This window comes from Marinobacter salicampi, from assembly GCF_011074795.1.
In the GTDB taxonomy this organism is placed as follows: domain Bacteria; phylum Pseudomonadota; class Gammaproteobacteria; order Pseudomonadales; family Oleiphilaceae; genus Marinobacter; species Marinobacter salicampi.
In genome coordinates this window covers 171,926-193,360 of record NZ_JAAMPF010000012.1, presented here as the reverse complement: position 1 = coordinate 193,360, position 21,435 = coordinate 171,926, and the positions used below count along the sequence as shown (strand labels likewise).

Sequence of the window (21,435 nt, the reverse complement as noted above, 5' to 3'; positions counted from 1 at the left end):
GGCCTATTTCTCCTCTGGCAGGGCAAACACGTACAGTGTACCCCCCGCTGCAGTAAAGTCAGGGAGGTCATCCATGGCCCCGACAAATCCAAGGGCACCGAAAGGCACCTCAGGGTCAAGGCCGCCTGAGACCACTGCGCCGGCCCAGCCACCGACCCCGCTGAGTATCGCTACATACTGGCGACCGTCGGGTCCTTCGTATGTGATGGGCTGACCAATAATCCCTGACCCGACCCGATGCTTCCAAAGGATTTCCCCGGTTCGGGCATGAACGGCCTTGAACCAGCGGTCCATAGTGCCGTAGAAGGTGACATCGCCAGCCGTGGCCACGGTGCCGCTCCAGACCGGGAATTTTTCTTCGATGCCCCAGACCATTTCGCGGCGCTCGGGGTCCCAGGCCATGTAACGGCCCCGGTTACCGCGGGGGCCGGCATACATGGTTACTTCGGCACCAACGAAAGGTGTGCCAGCGATATAGCTGGTCTCAGCTATGGCCATGTCCATGCACAGATGCTGATGAGGAACGTAGATCAGGCCGGTTTCGGGTGAATAGGCTGAGGGCTGCCAGTCCTTGGCACCGGGCGGGGCAGGACAGATTTCCCGGGTCACCTCGCCGAGCTGGGGCTCCTTTTCTTTGACCTCAATGGGGAGACCGGTTTCAAGATCGATGCCTTTGGTGACGGTTATGTACTCATATTCATCGGCCGACAGTACTTCACCGGTTACCCGGTCGATCACGTACATGTGGCCGTTGCGTTCGGGGCGCACCAGTACCTTTCTCTCTTCACCATCGATCATCAGGTCGAGCAGAAGTACTTCATTGACACCGTCGTAATCGAATTTGTCATGCGGCCCCCACTGGTACGCCCATTTAGCCATGCCATTGTCCGGGTCCCGGGCAAAGATGCTGGAGGTCCACTTGTTATCCCCCAGCCGCTGTTTGTGATTCCAGGGCCCGGGATTACCAGTGCCGTAATAGATAAGGTCGAGTTCCGGGTCGTAAGATATCCACCCCCAGACTGTTCCGCCTCCGACTTTCCAGCGCCCGGGCGGCCAGGTTTCAACGCCAAGATCGGGTTTTTCGTAGCGGGCATAAAAGGGGTCGAAGCTCTCGCCGATCCGGACATCCTCGTCGGGTCCGGTGGAATAGGCGCGCCAGGCAATCTCGCCAGTTTCCGTGTCCAAGGCTGTCATCCAGCCCCGGACGCCCATCTCGCCGCCGCTGTTCCCGACCAGAACCTTGTCCTTTACCACCAGCGGCGCCATGGTCATGGTTTCCCCGCGGTTTATATCACCCAGTTTGGTTTTCCAGACTTCATCGCCTGTGTTCGCGTCCACTGCCACCGTATGGTTATCGAGGGTGTTAAAAAAGATCTTGCCATCCAGGTAGGCGGCGCCCCGGTTGACCAGGTCACAACAGGCCACGCCCTTGGCAGCCCGGGCGGGCTTGGGCTCGTATTTCCACCTGACCGCGCCATCGGTGATATCAAGGGCGTAAAGTATATTGGGCCAGGGTGTCACTACATACATGGTGTCGCCAATCACCAGGGGAGCGGCTTCGTGCCCGGGAGTAAGACCGGTGGAGAATGACCAGGCAAGCTCGAGATCCTGGACATTGCTGGTGTTTATCTGGTCGAGGCCGCTGAACCGGGTGGAGGCATAATTCTTGGCAGGCATGACCCATTGTCTGTCATCCTTCGACAGCTCGACGAGCTTTTCATTGGCCTGAACAGTCGGGATCAGAAGCCCCAGCATGGTGAGGGAGATCAACCAGACTGAAAGGCCGCGGCGCGCCCGAAAAGGGGTGCCTGGCGTAGGGGCATGGGTCGGCCGGTTACTCATCCTTGAGCTCCTTTAATGTTCTGGTGCTGCCGTGGTCGATTTTCTGTGTTCTGTCTCCACCTTATGAGGCCGGCACTGAAGCTCGTATCGCCGAGCCACTGATAACCGGCAGCGGTGTTACTCCTTAAGTGATTGTCACTATAAGAACCGATCAGCATGGCCGTCAATGGCTCATTGAAAACGAACGGCATTGCGCAGTGAAGATTAACTCCGTGTCATTGTTTGTCCGTATCTTAAGCACTAGACTCGAGCAAGAAGGCGTAAGTTGACTCACTCAGGGATGGACGGGCAGCTAATGACTTTTCCTATCGGACGTACAATCCTCCTGGCTCTCCTCATGGGCTCCAGTGTCGTCGCCTGGGCAGATGGCAGCGTTGAACGCGGCCGCTCGAAGGCGGTCATGTGCGTGGCCTGTCACGGCGCTCAAGGCGAAACAACCAATCCGGAATTTCCCCAGCTCGCTGGTCAGAACGCCGGTTACCTTGCCATACAATTACAGGAATTTAAGTCTGGCAAGCGTTACCACCCGGTTATGAGTCCGGTTGCCAGAGATCTTACCGAACAGGATATTGCGGACCTTGCTGCTTATTACAGCCAGCTTGGTGAAAACGAAGAATCTGAAGGGGACCAATCCTAGCAATAGATACGCAAGACCAATCACGACAAGGAGGTTTGATATGCTTTTTAAGCGTCAGAATGTGGACATACCTAGCAGCCCTGCAGCTCACGTCAGAGGAATATTGGCGACAGCGGTAGCCGGCGCCATGCTGGTCGGTTCACCTGTTTTTGCCCAGAACAGTTCCGATAGCAACGACCTCAAGCACGAAGAGATGGAGTCGGTGCCGGTCGGCTACGAGCGTAACGGAAACGCGAATGACAGCGGCAAGTCAGGTTCCGGCTCTTCGGAAAAAAGGGCCCCCGGAGCGGCCTGCGATCAATTGCCGAGCCATGGCGATCTGACCAAAGCCCTGGAGAAGGTGGTCGAGAAGGGCAACACCGAAGCCAACGGAGGCCTGGGTAACAACATGTGGGCGACAGTTGTCGATCGCTCAGGTGTGGTCTGTGCCGTTACTTACTCAGGGGAAGAGGTTGGCGACCAGTGGCCCGGAAGTCGGGGAGTCTCCGTCTCCAAGGCCTCCACGGCCAATGCTTTCAGTCTGCCCGGTTTTGCGCTTTCCACCGCCAACCTCTTCTGGCCATCCCAGCCGGGTAACAGTCTGTTCGGAATCGCCTCAAGTACACCCCTGCTGACCAAGGCCGTCTATGAAGGCTCGCCCTCTTCCTGGGGCAAGAAAGATGACCCGCTGGTGGGCAAGCGCGCAGGCGGCGTAACGGTCTTCGCTGGTGGACTGGCGCTCTACGATAATAGCGGCAAGCTACTGGGGGGGCTTGGACTCAGCGGCGACCAGTCCTGCACCGACCATGTCATCGCATGGAAGGTACGGCATGCTCTGAACATGGATAGCGTCCCCAAAGGGGTCAGCAAGGCGAAAAACGATAACATAATCTATGACATCGACGTGGACCCTGCTTCGGGGCAGAAGAAAAGTGCCAGTGGCTATGGCCACCCGGAGTGCAGTCCCCGGGCCAAGACCATTGCCGAGTCCTTCAAGGATAAATTCCCCACCGGTCCGGAAGAGTGATCAGCCGGGCCCGCCACCGAGAATGACGGGCTCCATACGGCCGGCGAGGGGAATGTTATAGCGCTCCAACAATGCCTGTATTTCCTCGCCGTTCTGGTAGATGAACTCGTTCAGCTGGTTTTTCAGGAAAGGGTCTGTCTTCCTGACCCCCATGGCAATCGGGTACTGGAAGAGCATGGGCATGTAGTCAAGCGTGTCGGTAATGGGGACAAGCCGCAGCGGAACCGCCGAACGCGCTGCGTAATACCCGGCCAGCGGGCCCCAGACGGCCGCGACATCAATCTCATCCCTGGCAACCGCTTTTACCAGGCGAGAAGGCGGTGAGTCCTCCCGGTAGTCTCCGTAGATCATGAAACCCTCAACATTGTCCACGATGCCCTGCTCCCCAAGAGCGTGTGCGGGTGGAGTATTGGCGCCGTCGTCACCAATAAGGTGGACACCGATGGTGAGATCCTGCAGCTCAGGGGCCTTCATGGACGAAAATGTCAGGTTCCGGTCGGCCCGGCTGAGGAAAACATACGTGGAGTTGTAGTAGGAGCGGGTGGTCGCCAGCATTCCAAGGTGAGGCGTGCCCATCACAATGTCGCATTTGCCGGCATTGAGCGTGTTCCGGAGGAAGCCCCGGCGCTGGGCATGCCATTCGTAACGGACTTCTTTTCCAAGCTCGTCGGCTACAAGCTCTGCCAACTGGTTTTCAAACCCTTCCCCAGCCCGGTTTGAAAACGGCAGGTTGTTGGGATCCGAGCAAACGCGCAGCTCAGGACGTTTGATGGTTTCCGGTAACTCGCCTGGTTGAGCTGCAGCAACTGGACTAAGCCCAGCCAGCGCCAATAGCAGTGCTGGAAACAACGCCGATCTTTTCGCTGTCATGCACATTTTCCCTCCCTGGAGAAACGTGTCCTGCTAATGAAAAAAGGCCCCGAAGGGCCTTCTTTTATAGCTGATCCGCGCTCTTCTATTCAACCTTGGGCTGAACTGTTCTGTTTCAGAACAGCACCCGGCAGCGGATGGTGCCCTTGACGGACTTGAGCTTGGTCAGCGCCAGTTCGCCATAGGCCTTATCCACATCGATCACCACGTAGCCAATGTCCTCCTTGGTCTGGAGATACTGGCCGCAGATGTTGATGCCATTTTCCGAGAAAACCCGGTTGATCTCAGACATCACGCCCGGCACGTTCTCGTGGATATGCAACAGGCGATGCTGGTTCGGGTGCGACGGCAGGGCGACTTCCGGGAAGTTCACCGATGAAACCGAAGTGCCGTTGTCGCTGTACATGGCCAGTTTTTCCGCCACTTCCCGGCCGATGTTCTCCTGGGCCTCGATGGTGGATCCGCCGACGTGGGGCGTTAGGATAACGTTATCGAACTCACGCAGGGGCGACACGAACTCTTCGTCGTTGGACTTGGGCTCAACCGGGAATACGTCGATGGCAGCGCCCAGCAGTTTGCCGCTTTTCAGCGAGGCCGCAAGGGCGTCGATATCCACTACCGTACCCCGGGACGCGTTCATCAGAATGCTGCCGGGCTTCATCTGGGCGAACTGGTCAGTCCCGAACATATACTTGGTCGCCGGTGTTTCGGGTACATGCAGGCTGACCACGTCGGCGATGTTCAGAAGCTCCTGCAGGGTGCCAACCTGGGTGGCGTTTCCGATGGAGAGCTTGGAGACCACATCATAGAAGTAGACATCCATGCCAAGACCTTCTGCCAGCACACTGAACTGGGTGCCGATGTTGCCATAACCGATGATGCCAAGCTTCTTGCCGCGAATCTCGTAGCTGTCTTTTGCAGACTTCAGCCAGTCGCCGCGGTGGGCTCGGGCATTTTTCTCGGGAACGCCCCTGAGCAGGAGGATGGCCTGGGCTAGCACCAGTTCCGCCACGCTGCGGGTATTGGAAAACGGCGCGTTGAAAACCGCAATACCACGACGGGTCGCAGCCTGGAGATCCACCTGGTTGGTTCCGATGCAGAAACAGCCGACTGCCACCAGCTTCTTGCCAGCCTCGAACACTTTCTCGGTCAGCTGGGTCCGGGAACGAATACCCACGAAATGGGCATCGGCGATTTTTTCAATCAGCTCATCTTCGGCCAGTGAGTGTGAGAGATACTCAATGTTGGTATAGCCCGTGGCGTTCAGGGTATCAACCGCAGACTGATGCACCCCTTCCAACAGCAGGATCCGAATTTTGCTCTTTTCGAGAGACGTGTTTGACATGGGCTTGCTTCCAGACCTTTCATCGCGTCGTATGACAGTGAGGTGAGCTGTGAGGCGCCACAACGGGCTTTATAATCCCCTGGCAGACCGTTTAACAGAAGGTATAACGGACCCAGGCTGGCAGGCTCACAGAACAGGGGCGGTATGATACCATAATCATTACGTTTGACAGCGCGCCAGATGACCTGAATCCACGGGAGGCTGGTGTACAGCCCCACCTTTTTGAGCGGACACGCCCCATGAACACCGAGCAGATCATTGCCACACTGAAGACCCTGGTGGACGATGGAAAAGTATTGACGGATCCCGCTGATCTGGAGACCTATGGCAAGGACTGGACCAAGATATACCCGCCCAGGCCCCAGGCCATCGTGTTCCCCAAGTCCACGGAGCAGGTGCAGGCCCTGGTACGGTTTGCCAACGAACACCAGGTTGCCTTGGTGCCTTCCGGCGGCCGGACTGGCCTGAGCGCGGGGGCGGTCGCTGCTAACGGGGAAGTGGTGGTGGCGTTCGATTACATGAACCAGATCCTCGACTTCAGCACCGGCGACCGCACCGTGGTGTGCCAGGCAGGCGTTGTTACCGAGCAGTTGCAGAACTTCGCCGATGAAAACGGGCTGTTTTATCCGGTGGACTTTGCTTCGGCCGGCTCCAGCCAGCTGGGCGGAAATCTGTCCACTAACGCCGGTGGCATCAAGGTTATACGCTACGGCATGAGCAGGGACTGGGTGGCGGGTCTGAAAGTTGTCACTGGCAAAGGCGATATCCTCGAACTCAACAAGGATCTGGCCAAGAACAACACCGGCTACGATCTGCGCCACCTATTCATCGGCGCGGAAGGCACCCTGGGGTTCATCACCGAAGCCACCATGAAGCTGACACGCAAGCCGGACAACCTCACCGTACTGGTGCTGGGACTGGGGCAGTTGTCCAATACCATGGACGTACTTCAGGCCTTCCAGAAGCAGGTTGACCTGACGGCTTACGAATTCTTCTCCCACGAGGCAATGCAGCATGTCCTTGCCCATGGCCAGGTCCAGGCACCCTTTGAAACCGAGGCGCCTTACTATGCCCTGCTGGAGTTCGAGGCGGTGTCGGACCAGATCATGGAGGAGGCACTCGGGCTCTTCGAGCTGTGTGTGGAGAATGGCTGGGTGTTGGATGGCGTGATCAGCCAGAGCGAAACCCAGGCACGAAACCTGTGGCAACTGCGCGAGCGAATTTCGGAGTCCATCGCGCCACGTACGCCGTATAAGAATGACCTGTCGGTGGTCGTGTCAAAGGTGCCGGCGTTCCTTGACGAAATCAACGCCGTGGTGACCGAGCACTATCCCGACTTTGAAATCATCTGGTTTGGTCATATCGGCGACGGCAACCTGCACCTGAACATCCTCAAGCCTGAGAATATGGAAAAGGAGGAATTCTTCAGCAAGTGCAAGCAGGTCAATAGCTGGGTTTTCGAGATTGTAGAGCGCTACCGCGGCAGTGTTTCAGCGGAACATGGTGTGGGCATGACCAAGAAAGAGTATCTGCATTACACCCGGGGCCCGGAAGAAATTGCCTATATGAAGGCGATCAAGCAGGTGTTCGATCCCAACCGGGTAATCAACCCCGGCAAGATTTTCGACTGATTCCCTGCCGTGCCCGGTTCTCCGTCGAACTGGACGGGGTAGAACCGGCGCATTCGGAAGGAGCCAGACCATGGTGGAGTACCTGGATCAGAAAGAGGGCATCCGCCTGCGACTGAGCCCCAACCGGTCCCTCAGCTGGCAGGGCAACGTCCGCATATGGCTCGGTCTGTGTCTTGTTAGCGCAGCCATCGTCGCTGGCATGATCTGGGCCGGAGCCTGGGTTGTGCTGCCGTTTGCCGGAATCGAGCTGGCTGCCCTGGCGGGGGCGTTCTATTACACCTCCCGCCAGTGCCACAAGCAGGAAATACTCACCCTCACAGCCGATACCCTGCGACTGGAAAAAGGACTCAACCGCAAGGAGGCTGAGTGGGCGTTGCCGGTTCGTTATGCCCGGGTTCACGTCAAGCTGGCCCGTCACCCCTTTACGCCGCCCAAACTGTTTCTTATGCATCGGGATACAGACGTGTCCTTGGCGGCATTCCTGAACATTGAGGATACCGCGACCCTGCTTGGCATCCTCGAGAAACGGGGTGTGAGGATTGAGAGAGCCCGGCCCCCGGTTAACGCCTGGTTCTGAACCAGGGCTTGAGTACAGCGATCAGGAGGACAAGGATTCTGCTATGAAAGACCATATTGTCGTTTTGACGGGGGCCGGTGTCAGCGCTGAGAGCGGGCTCTCCACCTTTCGGGATTCCGGAGGGTTATGGGAACAGTACAGTGTTTACGATATCGCGACGCCTGAGGCGTTTGTGCGCAATCCGGAACTGGTGCTGCGCTTCTATAATGAGCGCAGGGCACAACTGAAGGATGTCAGACCAAACGCTGCCCACCTTGCGCTGGCTGGCCTGGAGGAGCACTACCGGGTGACCATTGTGACCCAGAATGTGGACGATCTGCATGAGCGCGCCGGTTCCTCCAATGTAGTGCATCTGCATGGGGAGCTGACCAAGGCGCGAAGTTCAAAGCGCGACGACCTCATCTACAGCGTTGGCTTTGAACCTATCGAGATGGGCGCCACCTGCGAGCTGGGCAGTCAGTTACGCCCCCATGTGGTGTGGTTCGGGGAGGAAGTGCCGATGATCGAGGCAGCAGCGAGTGTGGTGTCCAGCGCAGATCAGCTGCTGATCGTGGGCACCTCGTTGCAGGTATACCCGGCCGCCGGACTGGTCGACTATGCTGACTTTGACGTACCGATCACGGTGATAGACCCTGGCGAGCCTGCCTCTGTTTCCCGGGCCCGGGTGATCAGGAAGGGTGCCTGTGAGGGTGTTGCAGAGTGGATAGAGGCACTCCAGCGACAGTAACTCAGCTGAGTGGGTCTGCCCCGGCTGGCTCACGTTCGGGCCTCAGGTACTGTTCCAGCTCTCCCCGAAAGGCGGCCTGAACGCCCAGGCGTTTCATCATCCAGTAATGTCCGGCGATCATGCGGTCAATGAAAATGCTTTCCACTGGCGGCTTGAAGTAATCCAGGTACTTGAACACGGTGGTGGTCTTGGCTGCCACGTCCTTGTGGATATCAGACTGGGCAAAGTCGTAGGGACTGTCGCCGCGGAAAGGCTTGATCAGAATGTCCCGCCACATGGCGTAGTAGGCCTCGTCCACAGCCGGCTGGGATTCAACCCGGGCCCCAAGAGCAATCAGATGCTGATCCAGGCCTGCATAATCCTCATCCAGGGCCGAGATCAAGGCCATCCGGTAGGCGTCGACGATAGCCGGCTTGAGCTTTTTCACGCAGCCAAAATCGTAGAGCACGATGGTGCCGTCGGGCCGGAAGGCAAAGTTCCCCGCATGGGGGTCCCCATGGATACAGTGGTGGCGGAAGAGCTCGTCAGCCATCATGGTAAAAATCCGATGGCCGATGGTATTGATGGTGTCCTGGTTATAGCGCTCAGGGGTCACTTCACTGATGTGGTCGCCCTCCACCAGTTCCATGGTAAGCACCCGGCGGGCAGAGTGACTGGCGATGACTGTGGGAATCTTTATCCAGTGGTCTTCCCGGTGAAACTGCTGGAACGCCGCCAGATTAACGGCTTCGTTCTCGTAATCGAGCTCTTCCTTCAGGCGGATCCGGATCTCGGCGAATAACTGGTCGACGCTCTCCTTCGGCATCTTGAGCAGTCCGCCCAGCCTGAGCGCCATCCGCAGCTGCTTGAGATCCGAGTCGCAGGAATCGTCCACGCCCGGGTACTGCACCTTGACGATGACTTCTTTGCCGCCGTGCAGACGGGCGCGATGAACCTGGCCGATGGAGGCCGCCGCATAAGGGGTTGCGTCCAGATGCTCGAACAGCTCACCGACCGGTTTGCCAAGTTCGGACTCCACCTGTTGGAGGATGATCTCGAACGGCATCGGGGGCGCTTCTTTCTGGAGCTTCTGCAGGGCGTTGGAAAATTCCTTGGGCAGAAAGTCCTGGGTCTGAGAGGCAATCTGACCCACCTTCATGACCGCACCCTTGAGCTCCCCCAGAGTATCAACCAGCTGGTCGGCCATGCGGGAATACTGCTCACTCCGAGTTTCCTCGCTTTCTTCCCGGCCCATGAATCGTCTTGCCCGCTGACCTGCGTACTGACCGGCGACCGAGGCTGTCATGCCCGCCAGTTTGAAGAAGCGTCCGCTACGGCTGGTTACCGGTTTTTTCGCCATGAGCTAATTAGGTTCCATCGCCAGAAAAAAAGGGGGTATCAGAAACAGCCTGCTCAGATCACCCTTGTTTCTATGGTCAGAGCATCTTCCAGTTGCAGCCTGAGGATCTGCCCGGGCTGGAGTGGACCGACGCCCTTGGGTGTTCCGGTCAGGACCACATCCCCTGGCAGCAGGGTGAACTGATGACTTATGTACGATAACAAAGGGACCACTGGATTCAACAGTACCGAGGTATCGCCGGTCTGGCGACGTTCTCCGTCTATATCCAGGCTGAAACCCAGGTGTGGTTGCGGCAGTTTCTCGGCAGCGACGAAGGGAGACAGGGGACAGGCACCGTCGAAGGCCTTGGCGCGCTCCCAGGGCTGGCCTTTTTCCTTTAACTGGGTCTGGACATCTCTCAGGGTCAGATCCAGTGCAAGGCCGAAGCCGAGGATAGCCTGGCGGGCTTCTTCGTTTGAAGCGGCGGTTAACGGGCGGCCAATCAGAACAGCCAGCTCGGTTTCGAAATGGACCTCACCCCGGTCCTTGGGAATCTCCACCGGGCGCGTCAGATGCACCGCCGAGGTGGAAGGCTTCATGAACAGCAGCGGCGTATCAGGAACAGAATTGTTCAGTTCGGCAGCGTGTTCGGCATAGTTTCGACCAATACAGACAATCTTGCCCAGGCCAAGGTGAATCGGTGTGCCGTCTTGCCAGTGGTGGGCGTAGTCATTCATGGTCTTGCCTCGTCAGTCGCCTTCAAATGAACACACAGTATAGACCTTGAGGTCTTCTGCCCGGAGCTTTTCCGAGCCCCCAAGGTCAGGCAGGTCGATCATCGCTGCCACTTCAACTATTTCAGCGCCAATACGACGGATGAGCCTCGAAGCCGCAAGCATGGTGCCACCGGTGGCGATCAGGTCATCCACCAGCACCACCCGGTCGCCGGGCTTGAAGGCATCCTTGTGGAGCTCCACCGAGGCGGTACCGTATTCAAGCTCATAGTCTTCCACCAGAGTGTCGAAAGGCAGCTTGCCCTTCTTGCGCACCAGTACCAGGCCCGCGTTCAGTTCGTAGGCCAGGGCGGAACCGATAATGAAGCCCCGGGCGTCCACTGCGGCCACCGCATCGATGTCGGTGGCGTGATACCGGTGTACAAAGGCATCAATCAGTTTGCGGAAACTGGTACGGTCCTGCAACACGGTGGTGATGTCACGGAACTGGACTCCTGGCTTGGGCCAGTCGGGAACCGTTCTGATGGCGTTCTTGATGGTATTGGCAAAGTAGTCCATAGCGAGTCCGTGACCTTAACCTGCATCCAGGAAAATGAATTTGAGAATAAAGATAACCGCAATCAATACCACGCTGACATTGAGCTGGGACCAGCGGCCACTCAGGGCCTTGAGAACGGCATAAGTTATGAAGCCGAGTGCGATGCCGTTGGCTATGGAAAACGTCAACGGCATCATCAGGGCAGTGACCACGGCCGGCGCAGCCTCTGTCATGTCCTCCCAGTCAATGAGCTTGAGGCCACTGGTCATCAGCACGGCAACGTAGAGCAGGGCAGGCGCTGTGGCGTAGGCCGGTATGATGCTGGCAATGGGGGCTAGCAGAAGGCAGCCAAGGAACAGGGCCGCAACCACCACTGCTGTCAGGCCGGTACGGCCACCGGCTGAAATGCCTGCCGTAGATTCTATATAGCTGGTGGTGGTGGAGGTGCCCAGGGTCGCGCCGGACATGGTGGCCACCGAATCCGACATCAAGGCCCGGCCCAGCCGTGGCAGCTTGCCATCCTTGTCCAACAGGCCGCCGCGTTGGGCAGCGCCGATCAGCGTGCCGGAAGTGTCAAATAGATCAACGAACAGAAACGCGAAAATAACGCTGATCATGCCGACATTAAATGCCCCAGCAATATCCAGTTCCATGAAGGTGGGGGCCAGGCTTGGCGGCGCAGAGAAAAAGCCGTCGTACTGAATCAGGCCCAGGGCCAGTGCCGCCAGGGTCACCGCGATGATTCCAATCATCACAGCACCGGTTATACGCCGGAAAGACAGGGCGCAGATCAGCATGAAGCCACCGAAAAAAAGCAGGGCTTCAGGAGCCTTGATATCGCCAAGGCCGACCAGGGTGGCCGGATGATCCACCACGATGCCGGCATTGGTCAGGGCTATCAGCGCCAGGAAGAAGCCGATGCCGGCGGAGATGCCGAATCGCAGGGACAGAGGAATGCTGTTGATGATCCACTCACGTACCTTGAAGATGCTGAGCAGGAAGAACAGGAGGCCGGAAATGAAAACCGCCCCCAGCGCCACCTGCCAGGTGTAGCCCATACTGCCGACGACCGTAAACGAGAAGAACGCATTCAGACCCATGCCGGGGGCCAGAGCAATGGGGTAGTTGGCCCAAAGGCCCATGATCAGGGTGCCGATGACCGCCGCCAGGCAGGTGGCCACGAACACGGCACCGAAGTCCATGCCGGTACTGGACAGGAGGCTGGGGTTGACCACGATGATGTAAGCCATGGTCAGGAAGGTGGTTATGCCCGCGATAATTTCCTTGCGAACAGTGGTGCCATGAGCCTGGAGCTGGAAAAGACGTTCAAGCATGACGGGAGCGTGCCTCGCAGAGTACAGAACAGGAGTGTGAGTGACGGGCAGCGACCCGGTCAGGAAGTGCGTAATGTTACCGGCTGGCAGGCACAAGGCCAAGTGATGAAAGCGGACTCATGGTTACCTGACAGTTTGTTGACAGTCATGCCCTTGGGTGTGGGTCCCGCTGGAGGCGGATGTCAAAGCGAACAGCCAACAGCCGTACGATCACAATGAATAGCAGGCCAATGGTGAGGGCCAGGGTTTCGCTGGCCAATAGCCACTGGCAGATGAAATAGAGCCAGCATCCGGCGAACGATATAGAAGCATAAATCTGATCTTTACGGAAAATGAACGGCACCTCATTGCAAAGAGTATCCCGCAAGGCACCCCCGAACGTGCCCGTCATGACCCCGAGCAGGGAGGCGATAAACCAGGAATGGCCCAGATCCAGTGCCAGCTGGGCACCGAGAATGGTAAATATGCCAAGGCCGATGGCATCTGGCAGCACAATGCGGGATTCCTTGATCTGACTCATCCGGTGCCAGTAACTGAAGATGATCGCCATGCCGAGAATCAGGATCGGCTGCGATTCATGCTTTATCCAGTACAGGGGATGGTTGTCCATGATCAGGTCACGGAGGGTGCCGCCGCCCAGGGCAGTGACAAAGGCAATGGTGAACACCCCCACAGGGTCCATATTCTTTGAACGCGCAGCGATCATTCCGGATATGGCAAAGGCGACGACGCCGATCATTTCAAGACTGTAGATGATGTCGAACATGGTTTTCGGAGCGCCAGCGGGTTGGTGTAACGAGACGGGCGCAGAATAACGGAATCGCAGGGGTGAAGCATCCTTAAGAAGACCTTCACGAAGCAAAGGCTGTCCATGAGATCGACAGTCACACGCCAGGAGCCTGGCGGCTCCACGAAAGCTGAAGCTTCCGCTACAATTACCCATCCACCACCGCAGACCCAGGCATGGCGGGTCTCGTAGCGGAAGCTTCAGCTTTCGAGCATCCCGAAGGGGTGCCACTGAAACATCCTCCACCGCAGACCCGGGTGCAGAGTGTTTCGTAGCTGAAGCTTCAACTTTCGAGCACATTTGGCGGATCAGCCGAGCTAATGCGCTTTCATAAGATCTGTTTATTTGATTCATATCAGGTCTGGGTTTAGGTTGTTCGTTATGTCGCCCAAGGGCGTTCCTGTCAACCTTCGGAGTGAGACCATGAAAGCAATCCTTTGCAAGGAATACGGCCCTGCTGAATCACTGGTAATGGAAGAAACCAAAAGCCCCCACGCCAAGGGCACCGGTGTCAAGGTGCGGGTCAAGGCGGCCGGTCTCAACTTTCCAGATACCCTGATTATCCAGGGCAAGTACCAGCTCAAGCCGACCATGCCGTTTTCCCCGGGTGGTGAGATGGCAGGCGAAGTGATTGAGGTCGGTGACAAGGTAACCCGGTTCAAGGTAGGCGACCGGGTTATGGGGCTTACCGGTTACGGTGCTTTTGCCGAAGAGGTGGTGATTGCGGAAACCAATGTTCTGCCCGTGCCCGAGGGCATGAGTGACGAGGAGGCCGCCGCCTTCACCATGGTATACGGCACCTCCTATCACGCCCTCAAGCAGCGAGCCAATATTCAGCCTGGCGAGACCCTTCTGGTTCTGGGCGCCAGTGGTGGGGTGGGCCTGGCAACGGTGGAGTTGGGCAAGGCCATGGGCGCTCATGTGATCGCCGCGGCCAGCAGCGCTGATAAACTTGCGGTTGCCAAGGAAGCCGGTGCGGACGAAGTGATCAACTACACCGAAGAGCCTCTGAAAGACACCATCAAGAAGCTGACCAAGAACCGTGGTGTTGATGTGATCTACGATCCGGTGGGCGGCGATTTCACTGAGCAGGCCCTGCGGGCCATGGCATGGAACGGCCGACATCTGATCATCGGCTTTGCCGCCGGCGATATCCCAAAAATTCCCGCGAACCTCACGCTGCTGAAAGGCTGTTCCGTGGTGGGTGTGTTCTGGGGGGCCTTCACCCAGAAAGAGACGGACGTCAGTGCCCAGAACATGATGGACCTGTTCAAGCTCTACAAAGACGGCAAGATCAAACCCAGGATTAGCGAAGTATTCAAGTTTGAAGACTACGCCGCTGCTCTGAATGCTTTGAGCCAACGCCGGGCCAAGGGCAAGATTGTACTCAAGGTTTCTGACTGAAACCTTCGGTCAGCTTCGAAGCCAGCCAGGGCGTTCCCGGCTGGCTGTTTTCGCTTAGAAGCTGATCGACCCGGCGTCGATCTGCCTCACCGTTTCTGCGTCTAGTGGGGTATATCCGGATGAGCCCGGTAGCCAGGCAAAAACCTGGTCGTCGGCTTTTTCCAGTCTGTAGCCTGCTTTCTTAAGGTCAGTCTTCTTATACTTGAAGGTGCCGGTCTTTTCGAGGGCCCTGGTCACCCGGATAAACACCGGCACCGCATAGGGCGGAAGATTATCGGTCAGGTACCGGAACAGCTGGTTGATATCGAAAGGCTCCGAGCCTTCCTGGGGAACCAGCGTAACCATGCCCGCCTTGCCGTTGGTGCCGGGTATCTCGACGCCGTAGCAGATGGCCTCGTCCACCAGGCCGGAGCCATCAATCATGTTTTCTACCTCGGTGGTGGAGACGTTCTCTCCCTTCCAGCGGAAGGTGTCCCCCATTCGATCCACAAACTGCAGATGGCCGCAGCCAATTTCGCGCAGAGCATCGCCGGTGTTGAACCACTGGTCGCCGGCCTTGAAGGCGTCCCGCAGGATGGAATTTTCGGTGGCCTCCTTCTGGGTATAGCCCTCGAAGGACCATTTCTTGGTGATCTCGCCGATCAGCAGGCCCGGCTCTCCCTTGGCGACCTCCTCCATGCGGCCCCTGCCATTTCGGATGGGGTTGCGGGTGCCGTCGTGGAATTTCACCAATTTGTAGGGGGCGGTGGAAAAGCCGACGGTATTATCGACGTTGAAAAAGTTGCTGAACCCGATGTTGCCTTCGCTGGAGGCGTAGAGTTCGGCCACGGTTTCAATGCCAAAGCGTTCCTTGAAGGGCTTCCAGATCGACGGGCGCAGGCCGTTGCCGATCATCTTGGTGAGGTTGTGGTTGGTGTCCTGGGGGCTGGGCGGCTGGTTCAGCAGGTAGCGGCACAGCTCGCCAACGTACCCGAAGGTTGTGGCATTGAATCGGCGCACGTCGTCCCAGAAAGCACTGGCGGAAAAGCGTCGGCGCATGGCAATGGCCGAGCCACCGGCAAGAGCGGAGCCCCAGCAGACTAGCAGCGCTGTGCCATGATAGAAGGGCAGGGTGCAGTAGAGCACGTCGTCGGGGGTCATGTTCAGGGACATGAGTCCAAAGCCCCCGTAAGCCTTCAGGAATTTCCGGTGTGAACCCGGTGCAGCCTTCGGCAAACCGGTGGTGCCGGAGGTGAACAGGAAAATCGCCGTGTCCCCGAGGGTCGGAGGATCGCTGAGAGTCGGATTACCGCTGTTGTAGGCGCTGACCTGCTCAGCCATGTTGATGTAGCCTTGCGGCGCCTCGCCAAAGACATTGAGCGTGTTTACGTCAGGCATGAACAGCAAGGACCGCTCATGACGCAGGCTGACCTGCCCGCGTACCGCCTCAAACGCCTCCACGAGCTCTTCACCGATGACCATCATCGCAGGTTCAACCAGGTTGATGCTGTGCTCTAGAACCCGGCCGCGCTGGGAGGTGTTCAGCATGGCGCAGGCAACGCCAACCTTTGCTGCTCCGGCAACCACCGCCAGAAGTTCTGGCCGGTTCTCCAGAAAAACCGCAATGGTTTCGCCCTTTTTAAGGCCCTGGGCTTGGAGGTAGTGGGCGATACGGTTGGCCCAGGCATTGAACTCGCCGTGACTCAGGGATCTGTCTTCGTACAGGATGGCATTTCGGTCACCGTACTTGCGGGCATTACGCTCAACGAGTGTGCCCAGGGTGAGTTGCTTGCGTTCGTTCTTGACCGAGTAGTAGTAGAAGCCTCTGGCGATGGCGGGAAAGCGTTTGAGAACACCAGGCAGGTGGCGGGCAATATCCCGTGCCGAAACTGTATCTTGGGTCATGGTACATCCGTCAGGTCATGCGTCTTTATTTTAGTTCGACCGCCTGAGAATAGCGTGACCGAAAGCACAGATGCCACAGGCGTGGATTTTTTGGCACTGAAAGACATTGATGAACAGCCGACTTCAGGGGCGCAGAGGCGCTGCCGGCTCAAGGCCAGATGGAGATGTTCAGATCAGTTGGCCACGATGCTTCAGTGCCTGAAGCGGGCCCCGAAAAAGGGATGGAGACAGGGCGCCGGACATTCCCGGCACCCCGTTAACCGGGGATCAGCCGGCGTCGCGCTTCAGTTCACCGATGTTCTGATACTGGTCGGACGAGATCTCACGGTAGTTGTCCGCCTGGTACTGGCCGGAATCCTTGAGCTCCTTGCGAGTCATCGAGGTGTCCCAGACAAGCTCATCCTCCTGCATGGTCAGCTCCTCAAGAGGGATCATGATTTCCTGGCCCCCGAATCCAAGAACGCCGCCAACGGACAGCAATACGCCGGGCTTGTTCTGGCCCTCGGAACGGACCAACTTGTCCACTTTGCCGATATCGTTACCGTCAGCATTCTTGATGGTACGACCCTCGAGTTCATCAATTTTGAGATTGTCGAGCTCTTGTTGCTGGCTCTGCTGCTCTTGCGGCGAAATCCCTGCCGCTGGCGCCTCCATCTGCTCGAGGTCCTCTGCTGTGGGTTCATCCTGCTGGCGCTGCTGCTGCGCCTGCTGCTGCTCCTGATCAGGACGCTTCACGTCGACATTGGCAGACCCGGCTGACTCCACGTTCACTTCAGGCTCGGCCTGGCTGACCTCCAGATCTGGCTCTGAGGTATCAATCTGCACTTCAGCTTGCTCGTCGCGCTCATCCACATTCACCTGAGCTTGCTGTTGGTCATCCTCAGTAGAAACATCGGGCTTTTCACGCTCCACGACCACATTCGGCTGTTGCTCTACCTCAACTTCAGGTTCGCCTTTTGCGACATTCACCTCCGGTTCCTTTTGCCTGATCTGAACATTGGGCGCTCCCTGATCAACGTTGACGTCAGGGTCCGCCTGGCTCACTTCGACTTCAGGCTCAGGAATCTTGACCTGAACCTCGGGCTCAGGCTGAGTCACGGTCACTTCGGGCGAAGGCTGCGTGACAGTTACTTCCGGTTGCTTGCGGTCTACTGATACATCGGTTTCAGCCTGTTCCACTTTTATATCAGGCTTTTTCTGGGTCACTTCGACCTGAGGCTCAGCGGGGTCGACTTTCACGTCGGCGGCCTCTACCTGAATCCGCTTGCGGTCCTGCTCGTTGCCTGCCTGTGCTGTTTGCCCGGATTGCTGATCCTGCCCGGTTTCTGTCAGGTATTGCTGGTACTCCTGTGAGTCCAGGGCGTCGTCATCGTCCTGGTCGAACTCACTCATGAAGGACTCTTCATCGTAGTCCTTTTCGAGTTTGGTTTCCTCGAGCGATGGCGCTATTTCATTCCATTCCAGCTTTTCATTGTTGTTCTGATCCAGTTGCCCCATTTTTGCCTGCCCGGCCTCAGACAATTTCATATTGTTGCCGGGGTCCTGCTGGGCGGACACCGGAGACACGAGTAGCAAGCCACTTACGCTAAGCGCTGTGAGTTGTGAAGCCAGGTTACGTGTCAGCTTGTTTTCCCTGTTCATAATGTCTCCCTCTGGCCGACGTACGGCATCTGCGCTTTCTCCATGAAAAGTACTTGGATTTCCGTCGTGCCCGCGTCCGGAGCAAAGCGGTGTATGAAAACGGGCGATATCAGTCATGCAGGTTTCCTGCCAAAACCGTCAGTCCGTTTTTCTGCAAAGCTTCAGTCAGAGGCAAAATTGAGCACAGGGCGGGTGGGATGCGGTTTGTCCTGTGGAGTCGATGACATCGGCGCGAAGCGATAGGAAACGTATAAACGATGGGGGAGCGAATAATTTTTTGGAACCCTTACATGTCCCTGTAATTTCTTCCGGTTCCATCCAATCTTCGCTCCCCGTGGCCAGCAGGTTTATTCAAGGAACAGGTCGTCCAGCAGCGGCTTGTCTCCGGGCTCATAACGATACTGTTCGAAATCCGTGACGCCTGCATCCTGCAGGACGTCCTCATCAATGAGGGCCTTCCCGGTCAGGCTGTTATTCCGTTGTGCCAGAATATGCAGAGCGGCGTCGGCCATGATGTCCGGCTTGCGTCCCTGGGCCATCATCTGGGGCCCGCCCACTTCGAACTCGATGGCTGCGGTGGCTATCAGTGTCCGTGGCCAGAGGGAATTTACCGCTATGCGATAGCGCCTGAACTCTTCCGCCATGCCGAGGGTCAACATGGTCATGGCGTACTTGGTGGTGGTGTAGGCGCCATACTGGGCAAACCATTTAGGGTCCAGGTTCAGGGGCGGGGACAGGCTCAGGATATGAGCCTGATCCGACTCCTTCAGCCATGGCAGTGCGGCTTGGCTGCAGAGGAAGACTGCCCTGGCGTTTACCTGGTGCATCAGGTCGTAACGCTTCACAGGCAGCTTCTCCACCCCCTCCAGGCGAATGGCGCCAGCGTTGTTGACCAGCATGTCGATGCCACCGAAATGCCGGCCGGCCTTCTCCATGCAGTCCCGGACTAGGTCTTCATCCCGTACATCCAGCACCAGTGGCAGTGCCTTGCCTCCCGCTTCACGGACTTCCTCCGCTACAGTATAGATGGTGCCCGGCAGTTTCGGGTGGGGCTTGTCGGATTTCGCGCCTATCACGATGTTGGCGCCTTCCCGGGCGCAGGCCAGGGCGATGGCCCGGCCGATGCCCCGGCTGGCGCCGGTAATGAACACAGTCCGGTTCTCCATGCTGCTCATGCGTGTGCCTCCTTTTGCTGAGCTGGACCGGTGTCGCCGTCTTCTGCCGACAGTTCCACCAGCAGTTGCTGACGCCGGACCTGGTCTCCCGTTGCGACGTTGATCCTGGCAACCTGGCCATCACGGTCCGCCTTGACCGGATGCTCCATCTTCATGGCTTCCAGAACCACCAGCGTATCGCCCTTTGCCACCGAATCGCCAGGGCTGACCAGCACATCGACTATATTGCCGTCCATGGCGGCCTGCAGGCGCCCGGACCCGGCACCGGCTTTGTCTCCGGGTGGCTGATGGGTTACGTCCATCAGGTGCAGGGCTCGTCCCGATGACTGCAAGTACAGGTGATTATCCACCTGTTGGTATTGGCAGGTCAGACGAACGTCGTTATCGACGTAGCACAAGCTCCGGTGGTCCAGCATTTTGACTATCAGGGTTCGGGTATCGCCAGTCTGCTCGATTGTCACTTCATCCCCGGCCCGACGGACCTGAACCTGCAGACGCTCATCGCCAAGCTGAAGGCTCAGGGGCAGGGCGGTGGTCAGGCTGTTGCTCCAGCCACCGGCTACCCCGTTACCCAGGGCGAAAACAGTGGCTGCCAGGGCTATGTCTGAGCTCGAAGCAACCGCAGGGTGCAGGGATGGGTCATCGGCAAAGGCCTGCTCCAGAAAGGCGGTAGTGGCTTCGCCGGCGCCGAATGCTTCATGGGCAATGATCCGGCTGAGAAAATGGCGGTTGGTGATGACGCCGGCAATGAGGGTGTCTTCCAGGGCCCGCAACAGGCGCCGGCGGGCATCATCCCGGGTGGGGCCCCAGGCGACAACCTTGGCAAGCATGGGGTCGTAGTGGGAGGTCACGATGTCACCGCTACGGACCCCGGTATCGTAGCGCACGCCGGGAACAGGCGCAGGCTCGAAGCAATGTAGGAGACCGGTCTGGGGTAGAAAGCCGTTGGCGGGGTCCTCGGCATAGAGCCTGACTTCAATGGCGTGGCCATCAAGACGGACCTCTTCCTGGCTTAGGGGTAGCGGCCGGCCTTCGGCAACATTAAGCTGCCAGGCCACCAGGTCCTGGCCGGTAACCAGCTCGGTGACCGGGTGTTCCACCTGCAGGCGGGTGTTCATTTCCAGAAAGTAGAAATTGCGGTCCTTATCCACCAGGAACTCAACGGTACCTGCGCCTTCGTACTGGCAGGCCAGGGCTGCCTTGACCGCCGCTTCCCCCATGGCCTTGCGTAGCTCAGGCGTAACAAAAGGCGAGGGCGCTTCCTCCACCACTTTCTGGTGCCGACGCTGGATGGAGCAGTCGCGCTCACCCAGATATATGGCGTTGCCATGTTTGTCGGCAAATACCTGAATCTCCACATGGCGAGGCTCGATTACGGCCCGCTCGAGGATCAGTTCGTCGTCTCCAAAGGCATTTCTGGCTTCGGATCTCGCCCGCTGGATCTCGGCCTTCAGCTGGCTGGCCTCGTGGACCAGGCGCATGCCGCGGCCGCCGCCCCCGGCTGACGCCTTGATCATCAGTGGATAGCCGATGGTGCCGGCCGCTGCCACCAGCTCCTCGTCGTTGGCGCGGTCGCCTTCAAAGCCTGGCACCACAGGTACGCCAGCTTTCTGCATGGCAATCTTGGAGCGCCGCTTGCTGCCCATCAGCTCGATGGCCTGGGCGGGCGGGCCTACGAACGTCAGGCCGGCATTTTGACACGCGGTAGCAAAGTCTGCGTTTTCCGAGAGAAAACCGTAACCCGGGTGTATGGCATCCGCGCCGGTCTTGCGGGCGGCCTCCAGTACCGCCGCTACGTTGAGGTAGGACGCGCTGACCTGGGCCGGGCCAATGAGGACCGCCTCGTCCGCTTCCTGGACGTGCAGGGCGTTGGCGTCAGCCTCGGAGTAGACCGCCACGGTCCGGTAGCCCAGTTCCCGCGCCGTGCGGATAACCCGCACAGCGATTTCGCCACGATTGGCTATTAAGAGCTTGGTGAGCATGCT

At 58.1% G+C, this 21,435-nt stretch carries 18 protein-coding genes; 6 read left to right on the top strand and 12 right to left on the bottom strand.

Translation table 11 applies throughout. The annotated features are described in order from the left end of the window. Nucleotides 1-3: 3 nt before the first annotated feature. The gene (locus G7W63_RS05585) at nt 4-1,842 is read right to left on the bottom strand and encodes a methanol/ethanol family PQQ-dependent dehydrogenase (protein ID WP_166254424.1); all 1,839 of its coding nucleotides are present in this window, start codon (nt 1,840-1,842) and stop codon (nt 4-6) included. Nucleotides 1,843-2,137: 295 nt separating this feature from the next. Between G7W63_RS05585 and G7W63_RS05580 the strand changes: the two genes are divergently transcribed. Beyond that, nucleotides 2,138-2,479 carry a c-type cytochrome gene (locus G7W63_RS05580; protein WP_166254421.1) on the top strand — a complete coding sequence of 114 codons (342 nt, stop codon included), beginning with the start codon at nt 2,138-2,140 and terminating at the stop codon, nt 2,477-2,479. Nucleotides 2,480-2,519: 40 nt separating this feature from the next. Then, a complete protein-coding gene (locus G7W63_RS05575) occupies nt 2,520-3,485 on the top strand; it encodes a heme-binding protein (RefSeq protein WP_207308888.1) in 966 nt (321 codons plus the stop codon). Here the strand turns inward: G7W63_RS05575 and G7W63_RS05570 are convergent, their stop codons facing one another. Further along, nucleotides 3,486-4,355 carry a substrate-binding domain-containing protein gene (locus tag G7W63_RS05570; RefSeq protein WP_166254418.1) on the bottom strand — a complete coding sequence of 290 codons (870 nt, stop codon included), beginning with the start codon at nt 4,353-4,355 and terminating at the stop codon, nt 3,486-3,488. 115 nt (nt 4,356-4,470) lie between these two features. Continuing rightward, nucleotides 4,471-5,700 (bottom strand): phosphoglycerate dehydrogenase, encoded by a 1,230-nt coding sequence (gene serA, locus G7W63_RS05565; protein WP_166254415.1) that lies wholly within the window; start codon nt 5,698-5,700, stop codon nt 4,471-4,473. A 239-nt stretch (nt 5,701-5,939) separates the two neighbouring features. Between serA and G7W63_RS05560 the strand changes: the two genes are divergently transcribed. The 3 genes from G7W63_RS05560 (at nt 5,940) to G7W63_RS05550 (ending at nt 8,635) form a co-directional block, all read left to right on the top strand. Beyond that, a complete protein-coding gene (locus G7W63_RS05560) occupies nt 5,940-7,331 on the top strand; it encodes an FAD-binding oxidoreductase (protein WP_166254413.1) in 1,392 nt (463 codons plus the stop codon). Between the two features lie 70 nt (nt 7,332-7,401). Next, nucleotides 7,402-7,908 (top strand): DUF2244 domain-containing protein, encoded by a 507-nt coding sequence (locus G7W63_RS05555; RefSeq protein ID WP_166254410.1) that lies wholly within the window; start codon nt 7,402-7,404, stop codon nt 7,906-7,908. A 43-nt stretch (nt 7,909-7,951) separates the two neighbouring features. Continuing rightward, nucleotides 7,952-8,635 carry an SIR2 family NAD-dependent protein deacylase gene (locus G7W63_RS05550; RefSeq protein ID WP_166254407.1) on the top strand — a complete coding sequence of 228 codons (684 nt, stop codon included), beginning with the start codon at nt 7,952-7,954 and terminating at the stop codon, nt 8,633-8,635. 1 nt (nt 8,636) lies between these two features. Here G7W63_RS05550 and G7W63_RS05545 read toward each other — a convergent pair whose 3' ends face one another. The 5 genes from G7W63_RS05545 to G7W63_RS05525 form a co-directional block, all read right to left on the bottom strand. After that, on the bottom strand, nt 8,637-9,974 hold the full coding sequence (locus tag G7W63_RS05545; RefSeq protein ID WP_166254404.1) for an ABC1 kinase family protein: 1,338 nt from the start codon (nt 9,972-9,974) through the stop codon (nt 8,637-8,639). A gap of 53 nt (nt 9,975-10,027) precedes the next feature. Beyond that, nucleotides 10,028-10,690: a fumarylacetoacetate hydrolase family protein gene (locus G7W63_RS05540; protein ID WP_166254401.1), complete on the bottom strand. Its 663-nt coding sequence runs from the start codon at nt 10,688-10,690 to the stop codon at nt 10,028-10,030. A gap of 12 nt (nt 10,691-10,702) precedes the next feature. After that, nucleotides 10,703-11,245, bottom strand: a complete 543-nt coding sequence (locus G7W63_RS05535) for an adenine phosphoribosyltransferase (protein ID WP_166254398.1) — start codon at nt 11,243-11,245, stop codon at nt 10,703-10,705. A gap of 15 nt (nt 11,246-11,260) precedes the next feature. Next, nucleotides 11,261-12,559, bottom strand: a complete 1,299-nt coding sequence (locus tag G7W63_RS05530; RefSeq protein WP_166254395.1) for an NCS2 family permease — start codon at nt 12,557-12,559, stop codon at nt 11,261-11,263. 145 nt (nt 12,560-12,704) lie between these two features. Further along, nucleotides 12,705-13,325: a trimeric intracellular cation channel family protein gene (locus tag G7W63_RS05525; RefSeq protein WP_166254392.1), complete on the bottom strand. Its 621-nt coding sequence runs from the start codon at nt 13,323-13,325 to the stop codon at nt 12,705-12,707. 444 nt (nt 13,326-13,769) lie between these two features. On the opposite strand from G7W63_RS05525, the gene G7W63_RS05520 reads away from it, so the two are divergent. After that, nucleotides 13,770-14,750, top strand: coding sequence for an NADPH:quinone oxidoreductase family protein (locus tag G7W63_RS05520; protein ID WP_166254389.1), 981 nt, complete (start codon nt 13,770-13,772; stop codon nt 14,748-14,750). Between the two features lie 54 nt (nt 14,751-14,804). Here the strand turns inward: G7W63_RS05520 and G7W63_RS05515 are convergent, their stop codons facing one another. The 4 genes from G7W63_RS05515 to G7W63_RS05500 all read right to left on the bottom strand — a co-directional run bounded on the left by G7W63_RS05515 (nt 14,805) and on the right by G7W63_RS05500 (nt 21,432). After that, a complete protein-coding gene (locus G7W63_RS05515) occupies nt 14,805-16,634 on the bottom strand; it encodes a long-chain-acyl-CoA synthetase (protein WP_166254387.1) in 1,830 nt (609 codons plus the stop codon). Nucleotides 16,635-16,901: 267 nt separating this feature from the next. Continuing rightward, nucleotides 16,902-18,275 (bottom strand): PRC-barrel domain-containing protein, encoded by a 1,374-nt coding sequence (locus G7W63_RS05510; RefSeq protein ID WP_166254384.1) that lies wholly within the window; start codon nt 18,273-18,275, stop codon nt 16,902-16,904. Nucleotides 18,276-18,622: 347 nt separating this feature from the next. Further along, nucleotides 18,623-19,450, bottom strand: coding sequence for an SDR family oxidoreductase (locus tag G7W63_RS05505; protein WP_166254381.1), 828 nt, complete (start codon nt 19,448-19,450; stop codon nt 18,623-18,625). Next, a complete protein-coding gene (locus G7W63_RS05500; protein ID WP_166254378.1) occupies nt 19,447-21,432 on the bottom strand; it encodes an acetyl/propionyl/methylcrotonyl-CoA carboxylase subunit alpha in 1,986 nt (661 codons plus the stop codon). Before G7W63_RS05500 ends, G7W63_RS05505 begins: the two co-directional genes overlap by 4 nt. Between the last annotated feature and the right edge of the window lie 3 nt (nt 21,433-21,435).

Coding starts and splice junctions, on each gene's coding strand:
- G7W63_RS05585 (WP_166254424.1), bottom strand. CDS start 1,842: ATGAGTAACCGGCCGACCCATGCCCCTACGCCAGGCACCCCTTTTCGG.
- G7W63_RS05580 (WP_166254421.1), top strand. CDS start 2,138: ATGACTTTTCCTATCGGACGTACAATCCTCCTGGCTCTCCTCATGGGC.
- G7W63_RS05575 (WP_207308888.1), top strand. CDS start 2,520: ATGCTTTTTAAGCGTCAGAATGTGGACATACCTAGCAGCCCTGCAGCT.
- G7W63_RS05570 (WP_166254418.1), bottom strand. CDS start 4,355: ATGACAGCGAAAAGATCGGCGTTGTTTCCAGCACTGCTATTGGCGCTG.
- serA (WP_166254415.1), bottom strand. CDS start 5,700: ATGTCAAACACGTCTCTCGAAAAGAGCAAAATTCGGATCCTGCTGTTG.
- G7W63_RS05560 (WP_166254413.1), top strand. CDS start 5,940: ATGAACACCGAGCAGATCATTGCCACACTGAAGACCCTGGTGGACGAT.
- G7W63_RS05555 (WP_166254410.1), top strand. CDS start 7,402: ATGGTGGAGTACCTGGATCAGAAAGAGGGCATCCGCCTGCGACTGAGC.
- G7W63_RS05550 (WP_166254407.1), top strand. CDS start 7,952: ATGAAAGACCATATTGTCGTTTTGACGGGGGCCGGTGTCAGCGCTGAG.
- G7W63_RS05545 (WP_166254404.1), bottom strand. CDS start 9,974: ATGGCGAAAAAACCGGTAACCAGCCGTAGCGGACGCTTCTTCAAACTG.
- G7W63_RS05540 (WP_166254401.1), bottom strand. CDS start 10,690: ATGAATGACTACGCCCACCACTGGCAAGACGGCACACCGATTCACCTT.
- G7W63_RS05535 (WP_166254398.1), bottom strand. CDS start 11,245: ATGGACTACTTTGCCAATACCATCAAGAACGCCATCAGAACGGTTCCC.
- G7W63_RS05530 (WP_166254395.1), bottom strand. CDS start 12,559: ATGCTTGAACGTCTTTTCCAGCTCCAGGCTCATGGCACCACTGTTCGC.
- G7W63_RS05525 (WP_166254392.1), bottom strand. CDS start 13,325: ATGTTCGACATCATCTACAGTCTTGAAATGATCGGCGTCGTCGCCTTT.
- G7W63_RS05520 (WP_166254389.1), top strand. CDS start 13,770: ATGAAAGCAATCCTTTGCAAGGAATACGGCCCTGCTGAATCACTGGTA.
- G7W63_RS05515 (WP_166254387.1), bottom strand. CDS start 16,634: ATGACCCAAGATACAGTTTCGGCACGGGATATTGCCCGCCACCTGCCT.
- G7W63_RS05510 (WP_166254384.1), bottom strand. CDS start 18,275: ATGAACAGGGAAAACAAGCTGACACGTAACCTGGCTTCACAACTCACA.
- G7W63_RS05505 (WP_166254381.1), bottom strand. CDS start 19,450: ATGAGCAGCATGGAGAACCGGACTGTGTTCATTACCGGCGCCAGCCGG.
- G7W63_RS05500 (WP_166254378.1), bottom strand. CDS start 21,432: ATGCTCACCAAGCTCTTAATAGCCAATCGTGGCGAAATCGCTGTGCGG.